The organism is Blattabacterium sp. (Mastotermes darwiniensis) str. MADAR, assembly GCF_000233435.1.
Lineage (GTDB): Bacteria > Bacteroidota > Bacteroidia > Flavobacteriales > Blattabacteriaceae > Blattabacterium.
On the sequence record NC_016146.1, the window covers coordinates 47,255 to 65,244 of the forward strand.

The window sequence follows — 17,990 nt, forward strand, 5'->3', positions numbered from 1 at the left end:
TATCGGTATGAGTGATAGATATTCTTTTCTAAACGATATCCATAATATAGAATTTCTTTATAAAAAGTATAAAGAAAATCCGAATTCAATAGAACCTAGTTGGTGTGCATTTTTTTATGGATTTGATTTTAACAAAGAAAGTTGTCAAATTTTTCATGAAAAAAACAATGAAACCTCGATTGAGGATATCCACAAAGAATTTTCAGTTTATAATTTGGTTCAAGCTTATCGAAAAAGAGGTCATCTTTTTACTGAAACCAATCCTATTTTAAAAAGAAGGAAACACTTCCCTACTTTAGATTTAAAAAATTTTGGATTATCTGAAAAAGAACTTGATCTTTCGTTTGAAGCAGGAAAGTTAATTGGAATTGGAAAAACAACATTAAGGAAAATCATTGATCATCTAAAAAGTATTTATTGCAATTCTATAGGAATAGAATATATGTATATTTCGGATCCTAAAAAAATAGAATGGATTGAAAATTGGTTCACAAGAAAAAAATTAGAATTTTCAAAAGAAAAGAGAAAATTTTTTTTGCAAAAGTTAAATGAAGCAGTTGCTTTTGAAAATTTTATTCATACTAAATTTGTAGGGAAAAAAAGATTTTCTATAGAAGGGAATGAATCTCTATTACCTGCATTGGAAGAAATGATTGAGTACACTTCTAACAAATATCTAACAGAAGATTTTGTCATAGGAATGTCTCATAGAGGTCGTTTAAACATTCTTTCTAATTTTTTTAGAAAAAATTACTCTAATATTTTCAGTGAATTTCAGGAAAAAAAATATAAAGAAGAATCATTTTCTGGGGATGTTAAATATCATTTAGGTTTTACAAAATTTAGAAAAACTTGCAAAGGACGATATATCAAAATGAGTCTTGTTCCAAATCCATCTCATTTAGAATCAGTAAATCCTATTGTAGAGGGAATAACTCGTTCTAAGATAGATATTAATTACAACGGAAATAGTGATTCAAAAAAAATAATACCCATTCTTATTCATGGAGATGCGGCTTTATCAGGTCAAGGAATTGTATACGAAGTTATACAATTATCTAAATTAAAAGGCTATAAAACTGGAGGGACAATTCATATCGTAATTAATAATCAAATAGGATTTACCACAAATTATACAGAAGGACGTTCTAGTATTTACTGTACGGATATAGCAAAAGTTTTGCTTTCTCCAGTATTGCATATTAATGCCGATGATATAGAATCTGTTATTCGTGCTATTCATTTTGCAGTAGATTTTAGGATGCATTATCATGAAGATGTTTTCATAGATTTACTTGGATACAGAAAATACGGACATAATGAAGGAGATGAACCTCGTTTCACTCAACCTACTTTATATAAAGTTATTTCAAAACATACAAATTCATATAATTTGTACAAAAGAAAATTAGAAAAAGAAGGAACCATTAATTCTATATTCATCCAAAAAATGGAGAAAAAATATGAAGATATTTTAAATAGAGGATATGAGGAAGCAAAAACTATGAAATGGAATGTTATAAATTCTTTCTTGAAAGAAGAATGGAAAAATTTTCCTATAATAAATAATAATGAAATCTTTCAGAAAGTAAATACTCAATTTCCAATCAATAGACTGATAGAAATAGCTAATAGGATTTTTACTCTTCCTATGGATAAAAAATTTTTTAGTAAAACAAAATTCATTTTTAAAAAAAGATTAGAAATGGTTAAAAATCAATTATTAGATTGGAGTATGGCGGAATTATTATCCTATGGAACACTTCTAGATGAAGGATATCATATTCGTCTATCAGGAGAAGATGTGGCAAGAGGAACTTTTTCTCAACGTCATGCAATTCTAAAAACGGAAGAAGATGAAGAAATTATTTCACTGAATAACATTCGTGTAGGACAAGGGAAAATGCAAGTTTATAATTCTCCACTTTCCGAATATGGAGTTTTAGGATTTGATTATGGATACGCTATGTTTTCTCCTTATACCTTAACTTTATGGGAAGCTCAATTTGGTGATTTTGGAAATGGAGGACAAATTATTATAGATCAATACATCTCTTCTGGAGAGGATAAATGGAAAATTAGAAACGGAATGGTAATGTTACTTCCTCATGGATATGAAGGACAGGGGCCAGAACATTCATCTGCTCGTATTGAACGTTATCTACAACTCTGTGCCAACAATAATTTATTTATTGTAAATTGCACTACTCCAGCTAACTTTTATCATCTATTACGACGACAAATGAAACTAAAGTTCCGTAAACCGCTTTTAGTTTTTACTCCTAAAAGTTTGCTTCGTCATATAAAATGTAAGTCCACAATGAAAGAACTTTCTGAAGGAGAATTCCAAGAAATTTTGGATGATGTTTCGGTAATAGATGTCGATAAAGTCACAAGATTAATTTTTTGTTCTGGAAAAATATATTACGATTTGTTAAATAAAAAAGAATCTATTAAAGATGAAAAAACAGCTTTAATTCGTATAGAACAGATATATCCTTTAAAAGAAAAAAAAATTATAGAATTATTTAATAAATATAAAAATAAAAAAATCGTTCTTTGGGTACAAGAAGAACCAGAAAATATGGGATTGTGGAGTTTTATTTTGAGGAAAATTAGTAGTATTTCATTTAATTTAATTGCTCCATCCGAAAGATCTAGTCCTTCTACAGGATCTTATACAAATTTTTTAAAAATACAAAATAAAATATTAGATCGTGCTTTTATATCTTAAAATTTAAATTATCTATGACAATAAAAGTAAAGGTCCCTTCTCCAGGAGAATCGATTACAGAAGTAGAGGTATCTTCATGGTTCGTAAAAAATGGAGATTATGTTTCCAAAAATCAACTAATAGCTGAAATAGATTCAGATAAAGTTACTTTAGAAATTCATGCAGAAGAAAATGGCGTAATAACCTTAATGGCAAAAAAAGGTGAAAGAATAAAAGTTGGGGATATTCTATGTATCATAGATAAAGAATCTTCTGATGAAAATTCTAAAAAATCATTGGAGACTAATGTTAAAAAAAAGGAAAAAATACTTTATAAAAAATTTCCTTCTCCAGCTTCAAAAAAAATATTAAAAGAAAAGAACATTTCTATAGAATCGATTCAAGGAACTGGAAAACATGGACGAATTACAAAAAAAGATTGTATTACTAAGGAAAGATTCAACTCTCGTTCCACAAGAGTAACTCCTCTTTCTTCTCTAAGAAGAAAATTATCGGAAAGGTTGGTTTCTGTAAAGAATCAAACAGCTATGCTAACTACTTTTAATGAAGTAGATATGCAAGAAATTATTTTCATAAGGAAAAAATATAAGAATATTTTTCAGGAAAAACATGGAGTTAATTTAGGTTTCATGTCTTTTTTTACCCTTTCTTGTGTTAGGAGTTTAAATCTATATCCAGATGTTAATGCTATGATTATTAATGAAAAAGAAAAAATTAATTTTGAATACTGTGACATTAGCATTGCTATTTCTGGACCTAAAGGGTTAATGGTTCCCGTAATTAGAAATGCAGAAAATTTATCTTTTCTTGGGATAGAAAAAGAAATTAGTAGATTATCTACATCTGTTAGAAACGGAACAATATCTATCAACGAAATGAAAGGTGGAACTTTTACCATTACTAATGGAGGAGTATTTGGTTCTATGCTTTCTACTCCAATAATCAATCCACCACAAAGCGCTATTTTAGGAATGCATAAAATAGTAGAAAGACCTGTAGTTATTAATGGAGGTATAAAAATACGTCCTATAATGTATCTAGCGTTGTCCTATGATCATAGAATCATTGATGGAAAAGAATCTGTTGGTTTTTTAGTTTCTGTGAAAGAATCAATAGAAAATCCAATAGATTTTCTAATGGAAGGAAGTGAAAAAAACATTCCTAGAATATTAGAGTTATAAAGAGTTTTAATTCTTTCTAAGATAAGGATTTTGTCTATTTCCCATATTCATTTTTCTAATTTGTATTTTTATTATTTTAATTTGATCATGTAATAAACCATTTATATCCGTTTCTTTTGCTTCCGATAACAATAATTCAGCTTTTTTTTTATTCCCTTTTGATAAAGAAGCTATGGCTAAATTTAATTTAGCTATAGCTATATTTTGTTTCAATTTTAAACCAAAATCTATGGCTTTTTGCATATAGTTTTCTGATTGATGAATATTAGATTCTGAATATAAAATTCCATAAAGAAAATAATAATAAGATATTTGATTTTTAGTAAGTTGCAATTCAGGATCCTTCACCAAATCCAAATATTTTTTTACTCCTTTCATATCCTTTTTTCTTATTTTAAAAAAAGCTAATAACAAAAATTCATTTCTAAAAATAAAAATAAGAGGAATCAAGCTGAACAAGATTAGTATCACTCCACTTAAATAATTTTTATGTAAAAAAGAATAAATAGATCCTATAAAAATCAATAAGGACAAGAATATTTTTGTGGATTTTTTCATGATTAAAAATTTTTTCAATGAGTTTTTATCCAATTAATAATATCCTGATAATTCAAACTGTTTAAAAAATGTCCAGAATCATATTCTTTATATTGTAAAGAAAGTATTTTATAATCTTTAAGAAAATTAAATCCTCTTTTTGCCAAATCTACAGGAATAATTGTATCATATTTCCCATGAGAAATAAAAAATTCTAAATCTGTATAAGAGGAATCATTCATTTTTTTTGGTAAAATATTTTTTTCTAAATATCCACTTAAAGCAATAACTTTTTTTACTTTATCTGGAATTTTTAAAGCAATGGAATAGCTTAAAATAGCCCCTTGACTAAATCCACATAACCATACTTCTTTTTTGTTCAATTGATATTTTTGAATGGCTTCTTCTATAAAAGAAGATATTTTATCAATAGTTGTTTTAGCTTGATAAATGTTAATGAATCGATCCTTATTATAAAAATCAATATCGTACCATGAATACTTATCTGATCCAATAGAATAAAATCCTTGAATACTGATTATAAAAAAATTTTTTGGAATATCCTTATGAAAGGAAAAAAGATCATTTTCGTTGCTTCCATATCCGTGAATCATTAAAAAAAGAGGAGGGAAATATTGATTCCTCATTGTTGGTTGTTTAATAATATGTTTGATAGAAAGTTTTTTTGAAAACATTTTTTTTTTTATTACTATTCCCTTTTTCATCATATGCTAATTATGGATTATAAAAAAGTACAATGGAATATTTTCAGCTTTAAAAAAATAACTAAATTTTAGTTTAAATTTACAATAAAAAACTATTTTAAATGAATTTACATGAATTCCAAGGTAGGGAAATATTAAATTCTTTTTCCGTTAAAGTTCCTGATGGTATCGTTGCTAATACTCCAGAAAAAGCTGTAAAAGCTGCAAAAGTAATCTTAGAACGAACCAATAAAAAATCTTTAGTTATTAAAGCACAAATACATGCAGGTGGTCGTGGAAAAGGTGGAGGTATACAAGTTGTAAAATCTATGGAAGAAGTATATGAAAAATCTAAAAATATTTTAGGAAAACCTTTAATTACTCCACAAACTTCAAAAAGAGGAAAATTAGTTCGTAAAGTTCTAATTTCTGAAAATGTATATTCTTGTTCTCATCCTACTAAAGAATATTATCTATCGATATTGCTAGATCGTGATCTAGAAAAAAATGTTATCATATATTCTAAAGAAGGAGGAATGGATATTGAAGAAATATCTAAAAAACATCCAGATAAAATCTATTTAGAAAAAATAGATCCTGTATGGGGGATCCAACTATTTCAAGCTAGGAAAATAGGATTTGATTTAGGGATTAAAAAATATTTCAGCGATTTTTTAATTTCTCTTTACAATGCTTATTTATCTTGTGACGCTTTATTATTAGAGATAAATCCTTTAATTCATACATTCGATAATAAAATTATAGCCGTAGACATTAAAATGATATTGGATGATAATGCTTTATTTCGTCATAAGGAATACGCCAATATGCGTGATAAAAAAGAAGAAGATCCTATTGAAATAGAAGCTATCGAATCCAAATTGAATTTTATAAAATTGGAAGGAAATGTAGGATGTATGGTGAATGGAGCAGGATTAGCTATGGCTACTATGGATATGATTCAATCTTGTGGAGGAAAACCTTCTAATTTTTTGGATATAGGAGGAGATGCTGATAAGAAACGTGTAGAAAAAGCATTTCGTCTTATATTGAAAGATCCATCAGTTCAAGCCGTATTGATAAATATTTTTGGAGGAATTGTTCGTTGTGATACAGTGGCAGAAGGAATTATTAATTCCTATCACCATAACCATGATAAAAAAATACCGGTTATTATTCGTTTACAAGGAACTAATGAAATAATAGGAAAGAAAATACTTGAAAATAGTCAATTACCAATTTTTTATACTTCCACTTTAAAAGAAGCATCTGATAAAATTAAAGAAATATTAAATTGTAATAATGGATAAAAGTTTTTATCATATTGTATTGACTAGAAAATATAGACCTGTAAAATGGAATGAAGTGATTGGACAAAATGAAGTTATAATTGTTTTAAAAAAGGCAATTGAAAAAAATCGTTTATCTCAATTTTTATTTTTTTTTGGACCAAAAGGAGTTGGAAAAAATACATGTGCACGAATTTTAGCTAGTGAATTGAATTCATTTTCTGAAGAAGAATCTCCATATGTTTTTGAAATTAGTGGAATTTTCCATAATTCCAGAGAAATCATTTGTGAAATCATCGGAAAAATTCGTTTACATCCAAAAAAAGGAAAATATAAAATATTTATCATAAATGATGTGCACTTTTTTTCTCAAGACTCTTTCAATATCTTTTTCCATATGATGGAAAAATCTCCTTCACATGCATTATTTATTTTTTGTATTACAAAAAAAAATGGAATACTAGATCCCATAATTTCACGTAGTCAAGTTTATGAATTTAAACGTATTTCTTTAAAAGAAATTTATTTCCATTTGAAAGAAATAATGGAAAAAGAAGGAATTCAAATAGAAAAAGAAGCTTTATTTCTCATTGCACAATATGGAAATGGATCAATGAGTAAAGCTATTTCCACTTTTGACAAACTTTCCTTCTGGAACTATGAAAAAAAAAAAATTACTAAGGAATTTGTGATGGAAAAACTAGGGATTTTGGATCCCTTTTACTATTTTAAAATAATAGATTATCTATTGGATGAAAAAATATATAAAATATTAATTTTATTGGATCAAATATTTCAAAAAGGAGTAGATCCTATCAGTTTTATAATAGGTTTAACCAAACATTTTAGAAATTTATTTCTTTCTAAAAATTACGAAACTATCTCTCTTTTAAAAGATGAAAAAAAAACCATACAATCTTATATCCATCAATCAAAAAAATTATCTTTTTCTTTTTTAATTAACGCTTTAATGATTTGTCGTAAAATGGAAGATAAATATGAAATGAGTAAAAATTTTAATAGATTAACAATAGAATTATATCTAATACAATTAGCTAATAGTATTTCTTCCTATAATCCTAATTATTTTTTTTTAAAAAATAAAAAAATTCAATATTTACAAGAATTTTGGAAAAATTTTATACATAAGTTTTCCGAAAAAATAAATCCTGTTTATTTAAATACTTTAAAAAATGAAATAAAATTTCAAATTTTAAAAAATAGGATAATTATGATCATTCCTTCTCAATTAGAAATTCGTGAATTTTTCTTAATTCAAACCTATTTTATCAAACATTGTAGAATTAAATTAAAGAATCCTCATTTAGAATTTAAAACTATAATAAAACAATTAGAAAATTATCCAATCAAAGAATACAATTTTTTATCTAAAAAAAACAAATGTGTAGAAGAATTGATAGAAAGATTAAATTTAAAATTTTCATCTTCTATACAATAAAAGAATTGTATATTTGTTGATAAGATACTTTATACAAATATTTTTTGTTTTTATGAAACAGAGAATTTTTTTTTCTTCTACTTATTCAGATGAAGATATTGAAAACGATGGGACTACTGCTTCTTACGGAGGTGGATCTGGAGGTGGGACTGGCGGAAGTACGGGTTCTAGTTATTATGGAGGGACTTCTATAAGAAGTAAAACTCCTGTATTGGACAATTTTGGAATAGATTTAAATTCTATAGCCATTGAAGGGAAATTAGATCCAGTAGTAGGAAGAGATAAAGAAGTTGAACGAGTATCTCAAATATTGAGTAGAAGAAAAAAGAATAATCCTCTTCTAATAGGAGAACCAGGAGTAGGGAAATCTGCTATTGCTGAGGGTTTTGTCTTACGTATTGTACAAAAAAAGGTTTCCAGAGTTTTATATAATAAAAGAGTGGTTGTTTTAGATTTGGCTAGCTTAGTCGCTGGAACTAAATATAGAGGTCAGTTTGAAGAAAGAATGAAAGCTATCATAAACGAATCAGAAAAAAATAAAGATTTAATTCTTTTCATAGATGAAATCCATACTATGATTGGTGCAGGAGGTACTACAGGGTCCTTGGATGCTTCTAATATATTCAAACCTGCTTTAGCAAGAGGATATATTCAATGTATTGGAGCAACTACCTTAAATGAATATAGACAATATATAGAAAAGGATGGGGCTTTGGAACGTAGATTTCAAAAAATTATAGTACAGCCTTCTTCTGAAAAAGAAACTATGGAAATTTTAAAAAAAATAAAAGGAAGGTATGAAAGTCATCATAATGTTATTTATACAGAAGCTACTATAAAATCTTGTGTAAATCTAACCGTACGATATATTGTTGATCGTTTTTTACCAGATAAAGCCATTGATGCACTAGATGAGGCTGGATCTCGTGTACATATTAAGAATATTAAAGTGCCACAAGAAGTGGTTGTTTTAGAAAAAAAATTGGATAATATTCGAAAAGAAAAATCTAAAGTAGTTAAGAATCAAAAATATGAAGAAGCGGCACGTCTTCGTGATACGGAAAAAAAAATAGAAAAACAATTGATAAAAGCGCAAGTAGAATGGGAAGAAACCTCCAAAGAAAATAAAGAAATTGTTTCTGAAGAAGACGTAGAAGAAGTAGTATCTATGATGAGTGGAGTTCCGGTAAATAGAATCGCCCAAGCGGAAATGAACAGGTTGAATAAAATGATTGATACATTAAAGGAAAAAATAATAGGACAAGATGAAGCTGTAGAAAAAATAGTAAAAGCGGTTCAGAGGAATAGAACTGGATTAAAAGATCCTAATAGTCCTATAGGATCTTTTATTTTTTTAGGAAAGACAGGAGTTGGAAAAACTTATTTAGCAAAAGTTTTTGCGAGGGAACTATTTGATTCAGAAGAATCCTTAGTACGTATTGATATGAGTGAATATATGGAAAAATTTTCTGTTTCTAGATTAATAGGAGCTCCTCCTGGTTATGTTGGGTATGAAGAAGGAGGACAACTAACAGAAATAATACGTCGTAAGCCTTATTCGGTTATTTTATTGGATGAAATAGAAAAAGCACATCATGAAGTATTCAATATACTATTGCAGATTCTTGATTATGGATGCGTTACAGATAGTGTTGGAAGAAAAATTAACTTTAAAAATACTGTCATCATTTGTACTTCAAATACAGATACACAAAAATTAAAAAGAATTGGTCAAGAAATCGGTTTTTATACTCAAACAAGAAAATCGATGGATTCTAACTTAGAACAGACTTTGAAAAAGAGTTTTTCTCCAGAATTTATAAATAGAATAGATGATATCATCATTTTTAATTCTCTAAAAATAGAAGATATATCTAAAATAACCCATATAGAATTAGAAAAAGTAAAAAATCAGATGTTGGATTTAGGATATAAGTTAACTTTTCTTTCCGAAGTAAAAGATTTCATTAATAAAAAAGGATTTAATAAAGAATATGGAGCTCGTCCATTAAAGAGAGTAATAGAAAAATTTATAAAGAATCCCATATCGGAATGGATTATTAATGGATCTTTGAAAAGAGGAGATGAAATAATATTGAAAATAAACGATAATAAAGATGATATTAAAGTTTATAAAAAATCATAAACTCTTTTTTATAAATGGGATCAAACATATGCATTAATGGAAAATGGAATTATTCCTAAAAATATTTTTGTTTTCCTATATTACGTATCTAAAGAACCAATATTTCCTGTAGATACTCACTTCCGAAAATGGATTCATGAAAAAAACATTATCCATCAAAGATTGGTAAACAATCATCTGTTAAAAAGGTAAATCATCAAAATCATCAGAAGATAAAGATGGAGTAGATTGTTTCTTTGAGTTTTTTTGTTGTATTTCCTCAATTTTCCATCCTTGTATAGAATTGAAATACTTTATAATTCCTTCTGGATTAGTCCATTCTCTTCCACGAATATTGATAAATACTTTTATTTTATCTTCTGGACTTATAGATCCCAATAAATCTACTTTATCTTGAATAAATTCTATCAATATATTCTGAGGATAGGGTTCCTCTGTAGTAAGAACAATTTCCCTTTTTCGAAATCCACTATCAAATTTTTGAATATCAAACAATTTCTTAACTCTTCCTATTATTTCCATATGATATTATTTATTTTTTTTACTATTTTTTCCTTCATTTTTCTTTTTTATAGTTTCTCCAATTTTATTGGATATGTTAAAGGAAGTGATCATGTGATTCAACATATCGCTAGCAGATCCAGGATAATTAGGCAATAAAATTAAATTAGCATTAGAACTTTCTCCCATAGACTGAAGGGTATCATAATGTTGTGTGACAACAATTAGAGCAGAAGCTTCTTGTGAATTTATTCCAACATTATTTAATACTTCTACAGATTCTAAAATTCCTCTTGCTATTTCTCTACGTTGATCTGCTGTTCCCTTTCCTTGTAATTTTTTGCTCTCAGCTTCCGCTTTAGCTTTAGCTATAATTTTAATTTTTTCTGCTTCCGCTTTGTATTCCGCAGCAACTTTTTCTCTTTCAGCCGTATTAATACGATTCATGGCTTGTTTCACCTGATCATCAGGATCTAGATCTGTAACTAAGGCTTTTATTATGGAATATCCATAATCTAACATAGATTCTTCTAGTTCCCTTTTTACAGCAATAGCAATATGATCTTTTCGTTCAAAAACATCGTCTAAACGCATTTTTGGAACCTCAGCCCTTACTACATCAAATATATAGGAAGTAATCTGTGTATGAGAATTATCCAATTTGTAAAAAGCTTCATATACCTTATTTTTGATCACTTGAAATTGTACGGAAATTTTTACTTTTACAAAAACATTATCTTTAGTTTTTGTATCCACCAAAATATCTAATTGTTGAATTTTTAATGTTAGTTTTCCAACTATATTATCCAAAATAGGAATTTTGACATGTAATCCAGATTGACGAATCCTATGAAATCTACCAAGTCTTTCAATAATAGCCGCTGTTTCCTGATGTACAATGAAAATAAAACTAGAAAAAAAAGATAGAATTAAAAGGATTAATAAACCATAAAAAAGTAAACTAAAAATGCTCATAATTGTATTTCATATTATAACAATCCAAGTTCTAAACGCGCTTCCTCACTCATAAATTCTCTACTCCAAGGAGGGTCAAACGTTAAAACTACATCTATTTTTGTAATTTCTTCAATGGAAGATTGAATTTTTTCTTTTACTTCTATGGGCAAACTATCTGCTACTGGACAATTCAATGTTGTTAGAGTCATGATTATTTTTACTTCTTTTTTTCTATAAATTTTGATATCATAAATAAGACCAAGTTCATAAATATCTACCGGAATTTCTGGATCGTATATAGTTTTTAATACAGAAATAATACGATTCTCTAAAGAAGAATGATTTTCATTCATTATTTCATTCATTTTAATATTTGACCAAATTTATCAAAAAAACGAATAGGATAACCTAACTTTTTCAAATTAGGCAATACATCATTTTCCCTTCCAATAATTAAGATTCTTCCATTTTTTACGGAAAAAAATTTCTTGCATGAATAATATATATCCGATATAGTTACAGACCGAATACTGTTCAAATAATTTTTGTAAAAACCACTTGGAAGATTATTTTTTAATTCACTAATAAAAAGATCACTAATTCTATTTGGATCTTCTAAATCTAGAATAAACTGACCACATATTTCTTTTTTTTTAATGTTCAATTCTTCTGAAGAAACTTTATTTTCCGTAATTGTTACAATTACTTTCAAAATATCTTTGATGGCCTTATCCGTAACCCCGTTACTTACTTGAGTATAAACAGAAAAATAACCTATATTCTTATCCGATTTTAAAATTGAATAAGCTCCATATGTATAAGCTTTTTTTTCTCTAAGATTTAAAAACAAACGACTTTGAGGTCCTCCTCCTAGAATTCCATTTGCTAAAATAGAAGAAAAATAAGTAGGATCATTTTTTCTAAATGGAACAGGTTTCCCGAAACAAATGGTAGATTGGGTAAGAGAAGGGATATCCACCATATCTATTTCTATTGTGTTTGTATTATGATTTGAAACATTCATTCTTTTTTGTTCCTGTTCCTGAGAACAAGAACCCTTCTTCCATTTAGAGAAATAATGATCACATAACTTTTTTGCTTCTTCCTGAGAAATATCTCCTATAAAGGATAGGTAAGAAATATTTGGAATGTAATATTTATGATACAACTTTTTTAAATCGTTGAGAGTAATATTTTTTATGGTATCGTAAGTCTCATATTCTCCATAGGGATGATTTTTCCCAAAATACAAAACATTTCGAACACGTTGCAAAATAGCATTTGGATCTTTTTCTGATAAATTTATATCTATAATTTTTTGTTTGATTATTTTTTCTAATTCTTTAAAATTATCAAATTGGCTATTCAATAGAATATCACTCATTATAGAAATAGATTTTTCCAAATATTTTTTTAAAGTAGAAATGGATATTCCCGAAAAAGAGGTATACAAAGTAGTTCCAATATAATCAATAATTTCATCTAATTCTTCTTTAGAATGATTTTTTGTTCCAGAACGTAGCATTTTACCAAAAACTTTTTTTATTCCAGCTTTATCTTTTTCAAGAAATGGATGATAATCTAATTCTAATCCTATTCTAACTAAAGGAAGTTTATGATTTTCAACGACCAAAACTTTTAATCCATTTTGCATTTTAAAAAATTTTGGTGGTTCAATATTAATAACAGTCTTCTTTTTTAAAGACCTAGGTGGTAAATTTCGATTGAATGTTGGAAAGAACATATTTGTTTTGTATGTATGAAAAGTTAAAGGATAAAAATGATTGTTTTTTAACCATTAATAATTTGATGGAACATTATACAAACGCACTCTACAATTTACATTTAAATATTTATTAGCTACGATCTTGATATCTTCTACAGATATTTTTCGATATTTTTCTATATCCGTATTTATTAAGTCTGTATTTTTATAGTATAAAGAATAATGGGCTAAATTTCCTGCTATTCCACTCATAGAATAATTATCAAAAAGAATTTTTTTTTCAAAATAATTTTTTTGTTTATCCAATTCATACTGATTCACTCCTTTGTCTTTCAAATTTTCTATTTCTTCATCTATAACTTTTGTTACTTCATCCAAAGTAACTCCAGGATTGATTAATCCATATATAATAAAAATACCATAATCCTCCATAATATCTAAGAAAGACCCTGCATAAGAAGCCAGTTGTTTTTTATTTATTACATTTTTTGTTATACGTGAACTTTCGCCAGAAGAAAGTACATGGTCTATTATTTTTAATACGTAAGAATCTTGATCAATTATTTTTGGAATTCTGTAGGATAAGAAAACTCCGGGTACTTTGGTATTTTTATCCATATATGTAGAAAAAACCTCCTCTTTAATAGGTTTTTCCTCTATTTTTTTCATATGAAAATCTATTTTTCCTTTGGGAATAGAATAAAAATATCTATGAATCCATTCTATAGCTTCATTTATCTCAAAATCACCTGCAACAACTAAAATTGCATTATTTGGAACATAATAAGTATCATAAAATTTATTGTAATCTTTTTCTGTAGCCGTATCTAAATCTTTATATAGACCAATAATTGGATATTTATAAGGATGTTTTTGGAATAAAAAAGAAGGAATAATTTCTGAAATTGCTTTAGCATATGGTTGATTTTCTATTTGCATTTTTTTTTCTTCTTTTACAACTTTTCTCTGAATATGAATACTTTCCTCATCTATTTTAGCATTAAACATTCTTTCAGATTCTAACCATAAAGCTAAAGGAAGACGATCAGATGGTAAAACTTCGTAATAACAAGTTTCATCATGATTGGTATAAGCGTTATTTTTCCCTCCATTAGAGGCTATATATTTAAAAAATTCTCCTCTTTTAATATTTTTAGATCCTTCGAACATAAGATGTTCGAAAAAATGAGCAAATCCAGATTTACCAGGAGATTCATTTTTAGTTCCTACATGATACAAAACCGAAACAGAAACTAAAGGATTTGTATTGTCTTGATGTAAAATGATATGTAATCCATTTTCCATTGTTTTTTCAAAAAATATGATTTTCGTATTATTAGAATATTTGTTTTTCAAAAAATTAGAATTGAACATGGTTTATTGAATGAACTTGAAAATGAAAAACAATTTACGATTTTTTTTTTCTAAAAAGTTATATTTTTTTCTTTTGTTCTATTTTTGTTGATTATTATGAATTATGAAAAATTTTTTTAGTGTAGAAGATGTCGTAAACGTGTATGACCTCATTAAAGAAGCCATAACTATTAAGAAAAATCCATATGGATTTCAACATATTGGAAAAAATAAAACAATTGGATTGGTTTTTTTTAATCCTAGTTTACGTACAAGGATTAGTTGCCAGAAAGCAGCTTATAACTTAGGATGCAATATTTGGGTATTAGACCTTCATCGAGATTCATGGAAAATAGAAATGGAGGATGGAAATGTGATGAAAGATACTCAAGAACATATCAAGGAAGCCATTTCTGTAATGAGTTTGTATTGTGATATTCTTGCAGTAAGAACTTTCCCTCATCTTATAGACAGAGATTATGATTATAACGAGATACTTTTTAAGAAAGTATTGAACTATTCTAAAGTTCCAGTAGTAAACCTGGAAAGTGCTACATTGCATCCTTTGCAGTCTTTAGCGGACGTAATGACTATTGCCGAATTTAGACCTTTTTTTAAAAGTAAGGTTGTGTTAAGTTGGGTACCTCATACAAAACCATTACCACATTCTGTAGCCAATTCCTTTTCTCAATGGATATCCAAAATCGAAGAAATAGATTTTACCATTACTTGTCCAGAACAGTATGATTTGTATGAAAAATTTTCTGATGGAGTTTCTATCACATATAAACAAAATGAAGCATTTTTAAATGCAGATTTTATTTATGCGAAAAATTGGAGTAGTTATATGAATTATGGAAAAATACTTTGTCATAGTTATGATTGGATGATTACCGAAAAAAAGATGAAAAAAACCAATGAAGCTAAATTTATGCACTGTTTACCTGTAAGGAGAAATATTGTGGTGGAAGATTCGGTTTTGGATAGTCCATATTCTATCGTTTTGCAACAAGCAGAAAATAGAATTTATGCTACTCAAATAATTTTTTTGAAGATTTTACAATCTTTGTCATGAAAATTCATATAGTAAAAATTGGAGGAAATTTAATTATAGAAAAAAAACTTCTTCTTTCTTCTTTAGAATCTTTTTTACTACTACCAGGTAATAAAATATTGATTCATGGAGGAGGGAGTAAGGCCAATATACTTTCTGAGAAAATGGGTCTTATTCCAAAATTTATACAAGGAAGAAGAATTACGGATAAAGAAACACTTGATCTATTGGTTATGACTTATGCAGGGATGATAAACAAAAATATTGTTGCCCTATTACAATCTTATGATTGTAATGCTTTGGGATTGTGCGGAGCGGATGGAAATTGTCTAAAATCATTTTTTCGTTTAAAAACCAACAATATTGATTATGGATATGTAGGGGATATAACCAGTAAAAGTGTTAATACGTATTTTATAAAATCCCTTTTAAAAAAAAATATTGTTCCTGTATTATGCCCTATTACTCATAATGGGAAAGGTGATCTTTTAAACACTAATGCAGATACTATAGCTGCATACATAGCCATATCTTTAACTAAGGATTGTAATGATGAAAATGAAATAGAGTTACATTTTTGTTTTGATAAAAAAGGAGTATTACGAGATTTACATGATGCGGAATCTTATTTTCAAAGAATAGATTTTCGTTTATTTCAACGAATAAAAAATAATCATACTATTAAAAATGGTATGATTCCAAAATTGGAAAATGCTTTTCTTGCATTAAGAAATGGAGTATCTAAGGTTAGTATCGGTAACCCTTTGTATTTAAATGAGGAGAATAATAAGACTATTTTATGTCTTTAGTGAATTTGAATTTCTTAAAGGAAGAAGCTATACAACTTCTTATACAAATAATCAATACGCCATCTATATCCAAAAAAGAAAAAAAGGTTTCTGTTTTAATAGAGAACTATCTTTCTAAATATGGATTTCATATCCAAAGAAAATACAACAATATATGGACAGAAAGTACTAATTATGCTACTAAAAAAGAAAATATTCGTACAATACTATTAAATTCTCATCATGATACAATTAAACCAGGTAAAAATTGGAAAACGGATCCTTTTACTGCAATAAAAAAAGAGGATCAATTAATAGGATTGGGAAGTAACGATGCGGGAGCTTCTGTTGTTTCACTAATTGCTACTTTTATTTATTTAAGTAGTTTCTCTGTATTGCCTTATAGATTGGTACTTTCTATTACTGCAGAAGAGGAAATTTCTGGTTCATTAGGCGTACAATCTATTTTACCTGAATTGGGATTTGTCGACTTAGGAATAATAGGAGAACCAACAAAAATGCAAGTAGCCATAGCTGAAAAAGGATTGATTGTATTAGATTGCATTGCTAAAGGAAAAACAGGACATTCTGCAAAAAATACAGGGATTAACGCTATATATATTGCCACAAAAGACATAGAATACTTAAGAAATTTTCAGTTTGATAGAAAATCTAAAATTCTCGGACTTCCAACATTAACGGTCACTAAAATAAAAGGAGGGATCCAACATAATGTTATTCCTGATTTTTGCTCTTTTGTCATTGATATTAGAACTAATGAATTATATTCAAATGAAGAATTAATTGAAATCATACAAAAAAACATTTGTTCTAAAACGATACCACGTTCTTCTCATTTAAATTATTCTTTCCTAGATAAAAATCATCCTATAGTATTGAAATCTAAATCAATAGGAATAAAAACTTATGGGTCTACTACTCTATCTGACCAAAGTCTTATGCCTTTTCCAACCATTAAGATGGGTGTAGGAGATAGCAAACGTTCTCATACGCCTAATGAGTATGTTCTTATTTCAGAAATTATAGATGGAATAGATATTTACATTCGTCTGTTAAAAGACTTTCAATTTTAAAACAAAAAAGGTAAATTTGTTCTTTGATTTAAACGGAATAAATATGATACAAGAAATAAACGATGATAACTTTGAAAAAATGGTTATGGAATCGGATGTTCCTGTTTTAGTGGATTTTTGGGCTCCATGGTGTTCTCCATGTAGAACTTTGTCTGCTGTATTAAAAGATATATTCACCGAATATAAAGAAAAAGCTTTGGTGGTAAAGTTAAATGTAGATAAAAATCCAAAAACATCTTCCAAATATGGAATACGCAGCATTCCTACCATGTTTTTTTTTAAAAATGGAGAAAAAAAAGATATGCATATTGGAGTAGCATCTAAAGAGGAGATAAGAAAAAAATTAGATCCTTTAATAAGCAGTCAATGAATAATGAAATGAGGATGGGTCTGGTAGTTCAGTTGGTTAGAATACATGCCTGTCACGCATGAGGTCGCGGGTTCGAGTCCCGTCCAGACCGCAAAAA

The 17,990-nt window shown here is 27.6% G+C and carries 16 protein-coding genes and 1 tRNA gene; 10 read left to right on the top strand and 7 right to left on the bottom strand.

Annotation, left to right across the window (positions count from 1 at the left end):
* Window positions 1-7: 7 nt before the first annotated feature.
* Both MADAR_RS00210 and odhB read left to right on the top strand, forming a co-directional pair.
* Window positions 8-2,734 (top strand): 2-oxoglutarate dehydrogenase E1 component, encoded by a 2,727-nt coding sequence (locus MADAR_RS00210; protein WP_014158528.1) that lies wholly within the window; start codon window positions 8-10, stop codon window positions 2,732-2,734.
* A 14-nt stretch (window positions 2,735-2,748) separates the two neighbouring features.
* The gene (gene odhB, locus MADAR_RS00215) at window positions 2,749-3,915 is read left to right on the top strand and encodes a 2-oxoglutarate dehydrogenase complex dihydrolipoyllysine-residue succinyltransferase (RefSeq protein ID WP_014158529.1); all 1,167 of its coding nucleotides are present in this window, start codon (window positions 2,749-2,751) and stop codon (window positions 3,913-3,915) included.
* A 6-nt stretch (window positions 3,916-3,921) separates the two neighbouring features.
* On the opposite strand, the gene MADAR_RS00220 is transcribed toward odhB, so the two are convergent.
* Complete coding sequence (locus MADAR_RS00220) at window positions 3,922-4,473, bottom strand: tetratricopeptide repeat protein (protein ID WP_014158530.1); 552 nt, start codon at window positions 4,471-4,473, stop codon at window positions 3,922-3,924.
* 14 nt (window positions 4,474-4,487) lie between these two features.
* Window positions 4,488-5,180, bottom strand: a complete 693-nt coding sequence (locus MADAR_RS00225) for an alpha/beta hydrolase (protein ID WP_014158531.1) — start codon at window positions 5,178-5,180, stop codon at window positions 4,488-4,490.
* A 98-nt stretch (window positions 5,181-5,278) separates the two neighbouring features.
* On the opposite strand from MADAR_RS00225, the gene sucC reads away from it, so the two are divergent.
* From sucC to MADAR_RS00240, 3 genes are read left to right on the top strand one after another with little or no spacing between them, the layout of a single operon-like run.
* Window positions 5,279-6,466: an ADP-forming succinate--CoA ligase subunit beta gene (sucC, locus tag MADAR_RS00230; protein WP_014158532.1), complete on the top strand. Its 1,188-nt coding sequence runs from the start codon at window positions 5,279-5,281 to the stop codon at window positions 6,464-6,466.
* Entirely contained in the window at window positions 6,459-7,904 is a 1,446-nt protein-coding gene (dnaX, locus tag MADAR_RS00235) for a DNA polymerase III subunit gamma/tau (protein ID WP_014158533.1), read from the top strand. The genes sucC and dnaX overlap by 8 nt, the downstream gene beginning before the upstream one ends.
* A 52-nt stretch (window positions 7,905-7,956) precedes the next feature.
* Complete coding sequence (locus tag MADAR_RS00240) at window positions 7,957-10,050, top strand: ATP-dependent Clp protease ATP-binding subunit (RefSeq protein ID WP_014158534.1); 2,094 nt, start codon at window positions 7,957-7,959, stop codon at window positions 10,048-10,050.
* A 180-nt stretch (window positions 10,051-10,230) separates the two neighbouring features.
* Here the strand turns inward: MADAR_RS00240 and MADAR_RS00245 are convergent, their stop codons facing one another.
* Genes MADAR_RS00245 through MADAR_RS00265 form a run of 5 tightly spaced genes read right to left on the bottom strand, consistent with a single transcriptional unit; the run spans window position 10,231 to window position 14,539 of the window.
* On the bottom strand, window positions 10,231-10,572 hold the full coding sequence (locus MADAR_RS00245; protein WP_014158535.1) for a DUF3127 domain-containing protein: 342 nt from the start codon (window positions 10,570-10,572) through the stop codon (window positions 10,231-10,233).
* A 6-nt stretch (window positions 10,573-10,578) separates the two neighbouring features.
* Window positions 10,579-11,526 (bottom strand): SPFH domain-containing protein, encoded by a 948-nt coding sequence (locus MADAR_RS00250; RefSeq protein ID WP_014158536.1) that lies wholly within the window; start codon window positions 11,524-11,526, stop codon window positions 10,579-10,581.
* Window positions 11,527-11,540: 14 nt separating this feature from the next.
* Window positions 11,541-11,861 (bottom strand): iron-sulfur cluster assembly protein, encoded by a 321-nt coding sequence (locus tag MADAR_RS00255; RefSeq protein ID WP_014158537.1) that lies wholly within the window; start codon window positions 11,859-11,861, stop codon window positions 11,541-11,543.
* 8 nt (window positions 11,862-11,869) lie between these two features.
* Complete coding sequence (locus tag MADAR_RS00260; RefSeq protein ID WP_014158538.1) at window positions 11,870-13,252, bottom strand: pitrilysin family protein; 1,383 nt, start codon at window positions 13,250-13,252, stop codon at window positions 11,870-11,872.
* 54 nt (window positions 13,253-13,306) lie between these two features.
* Window positions 13,307-14,539 (bottom strand): pitrilysin family protein, encoded by a 1,233-nt coding sequence (locus tag MADAR_RS00265; protein WP_238523417.1) that lies wholly within the window; start codon window positions 14,537-14,539, stop codon window positions 13,307-13,309.
* A gap of 172 nt (window positions 14,540-14,711) precedes the next feature.
* Between MADAR_RS00265 and MADAR_RS00270 the strand changes: the two genes are divergently transcribed.
* From MADAR_RS00270 to MADAR_RS00290, 5 genes are all read left to right on the top strand, one after another.
* On the top strand, window positions 14,712-15,662 hold the full coding sequence (locus tag MADAR_RS00270; protein WP_014158540.1) for an acetylornithine carbamoyltransferase: 951 nt from the start codon (window positions 14,712-14,714) through the stop codon (window positions 15,660-15,662).
* Entirely contained in the window at window positions 15,659-16,450 is a 792-nt protein-coding gene (gene argB, locus MADAR_RS00275; RefSeq protein ID WP_014158541.1) for an acetylglutamate kinase, read from the top strand. Before MADAR_RS00270 ends, argB begins: the two co-directional genes overlap by 4 nt.
* On the top strand, window positions 16,441-17,523 hold the full coding sequence (locus MADAR_RS00280; protein WP_014158542.1) for a M20 family metallo-hydrolase: 1,083 nt from the start codon (window positions 16,441-16,443) through the stop codon (window positions 17,521-17,523). Before argB ends, MADAR_RS00280 begins: the two co-directional genes overlap by 10 nt.
* A 43-nt stretch (window positions 17,524-17,566) precedes the next feature.
* On the top strand, window positions 17,567-17,893 hold the full coding sequence (trxA, locus tag MADAR_RS00285) for a thioredoxin (RefSeq protein ID WP_014158543.1): 327 nt from the start codon (window positions 17,567-17,569) through the stop codon (window positions 17,891-17,893).
* 17 nt (window positions 17,894-17,910) lie between these two features.
* A tRNA-Asp gene (locus MADAR_RS00290) sits at window positions 17,911-17,984 on the top strand.
* Window positions 17,985-17,990 lie beyond the last annotated feature (6 nt).

Coding starts and splice junctions, on each gene's coding strand:
- MADAR_RS00210 (WP_014158528.1), top strand. CDS start 8: ATGAGTGATAGATATTCTTTTCTAAACGATATCCATAATATAGAATTT.
- odhB (WP_014158529.1), top strand. CDS start 2,749: ATGACAATAAAAGTAAAGGTCCCTTCTCCAGGAGAATCGATTACAGAA.
- MADAR_RS00220 (WP_014158530.1), bottom strand. CDS start 4,473: ATGAAAAAATCCACAAAAATATTCTTGTCCTTATTGATTTTTATAGGA.
- MADAR_RS00225 (WP_014158531.1), bottom strand. CDS start 5,180: ATGATGAAAAAGGGAATAGTAATAAAAAAAAAAATGTTTTCAAAAAAA.
- sucC (WP_014158532.1), top strand. CDS start 5,279: ATGAATTTACATGAATTCCAAGGTAGGGAAATATTAAATTCTTTTTCC.
- dnaX (WP_014158533.1), top strand. CDS start 6,459: ATGGATAAAAGTTTTTATCATATTGTATTGACTAGAAAATATAGACCT.
- MADAR_RS00240 (WP_014158534.1), top strand. CDS start 7,957: ATGAAACAGAGAATTTTTTTTTCTTCTACTTATTCAGATGAAGATATT.
- MADAR_RS00245 (WP_014158535.1), bottom strand. CDS start 10,572: ATGGAAATAATAGGAAGAGTTAAGAAATTGTTTGATATTCAAAAATTT.
- MADAR_RS00250 (WP_014158536.1), bottom strand. CDS start 11,526: ATGAGCATTTTTAGTTTACTTTTTTATGGTTTATTAATCCTTTTAATT.
- MADAR_RS00255 (WP_014158537.1), bottom strand. CDS start 11,861: ATGAATGAAAATCATTCTTCTTTAGAGAATCGTATTATTTCTGTATTA.
- MADAR_RS00260 (WP_014158538.1), bottom strand. CDS start 13,252: ATGTTCTTTCCAACATTCAATCGAAATTTACCACCTAGGTCTTTAAAA.
- MADAR_RS00265 (WP_238523417.1), bottom strand. CDS start 14,539: ATGGAAAATGGATTACATATCATTTTACATCAAGACAATACAAATCCT.
- MADAR_RS00270 (WP_014158540.1), top strand. CDS start 14,712: ATGAAAAATTTTTTTAGTGTAGAAGATGTCGTAAACGTGTATGACCTC.
- argB (WP_014158541.1), top strand. CDS start 15,659: ATGAAAATTCATATAGTAAAAATTGGAGGAAATTTAATTATAGAAAAA.
- MADAR_RS00280 (WP_014158542.1), top strand. CDS start 16,441: ATGTCTTTAGTGAATTTGAATTTCTTAAAGGAAGAAGCTATACAACTT.
- trxA (WP_014158543.1), top strand. CDS start 17,567: ATGATACAAGAAATAAACGATGATAACTTTGAAAAAATGGTTATGGAA.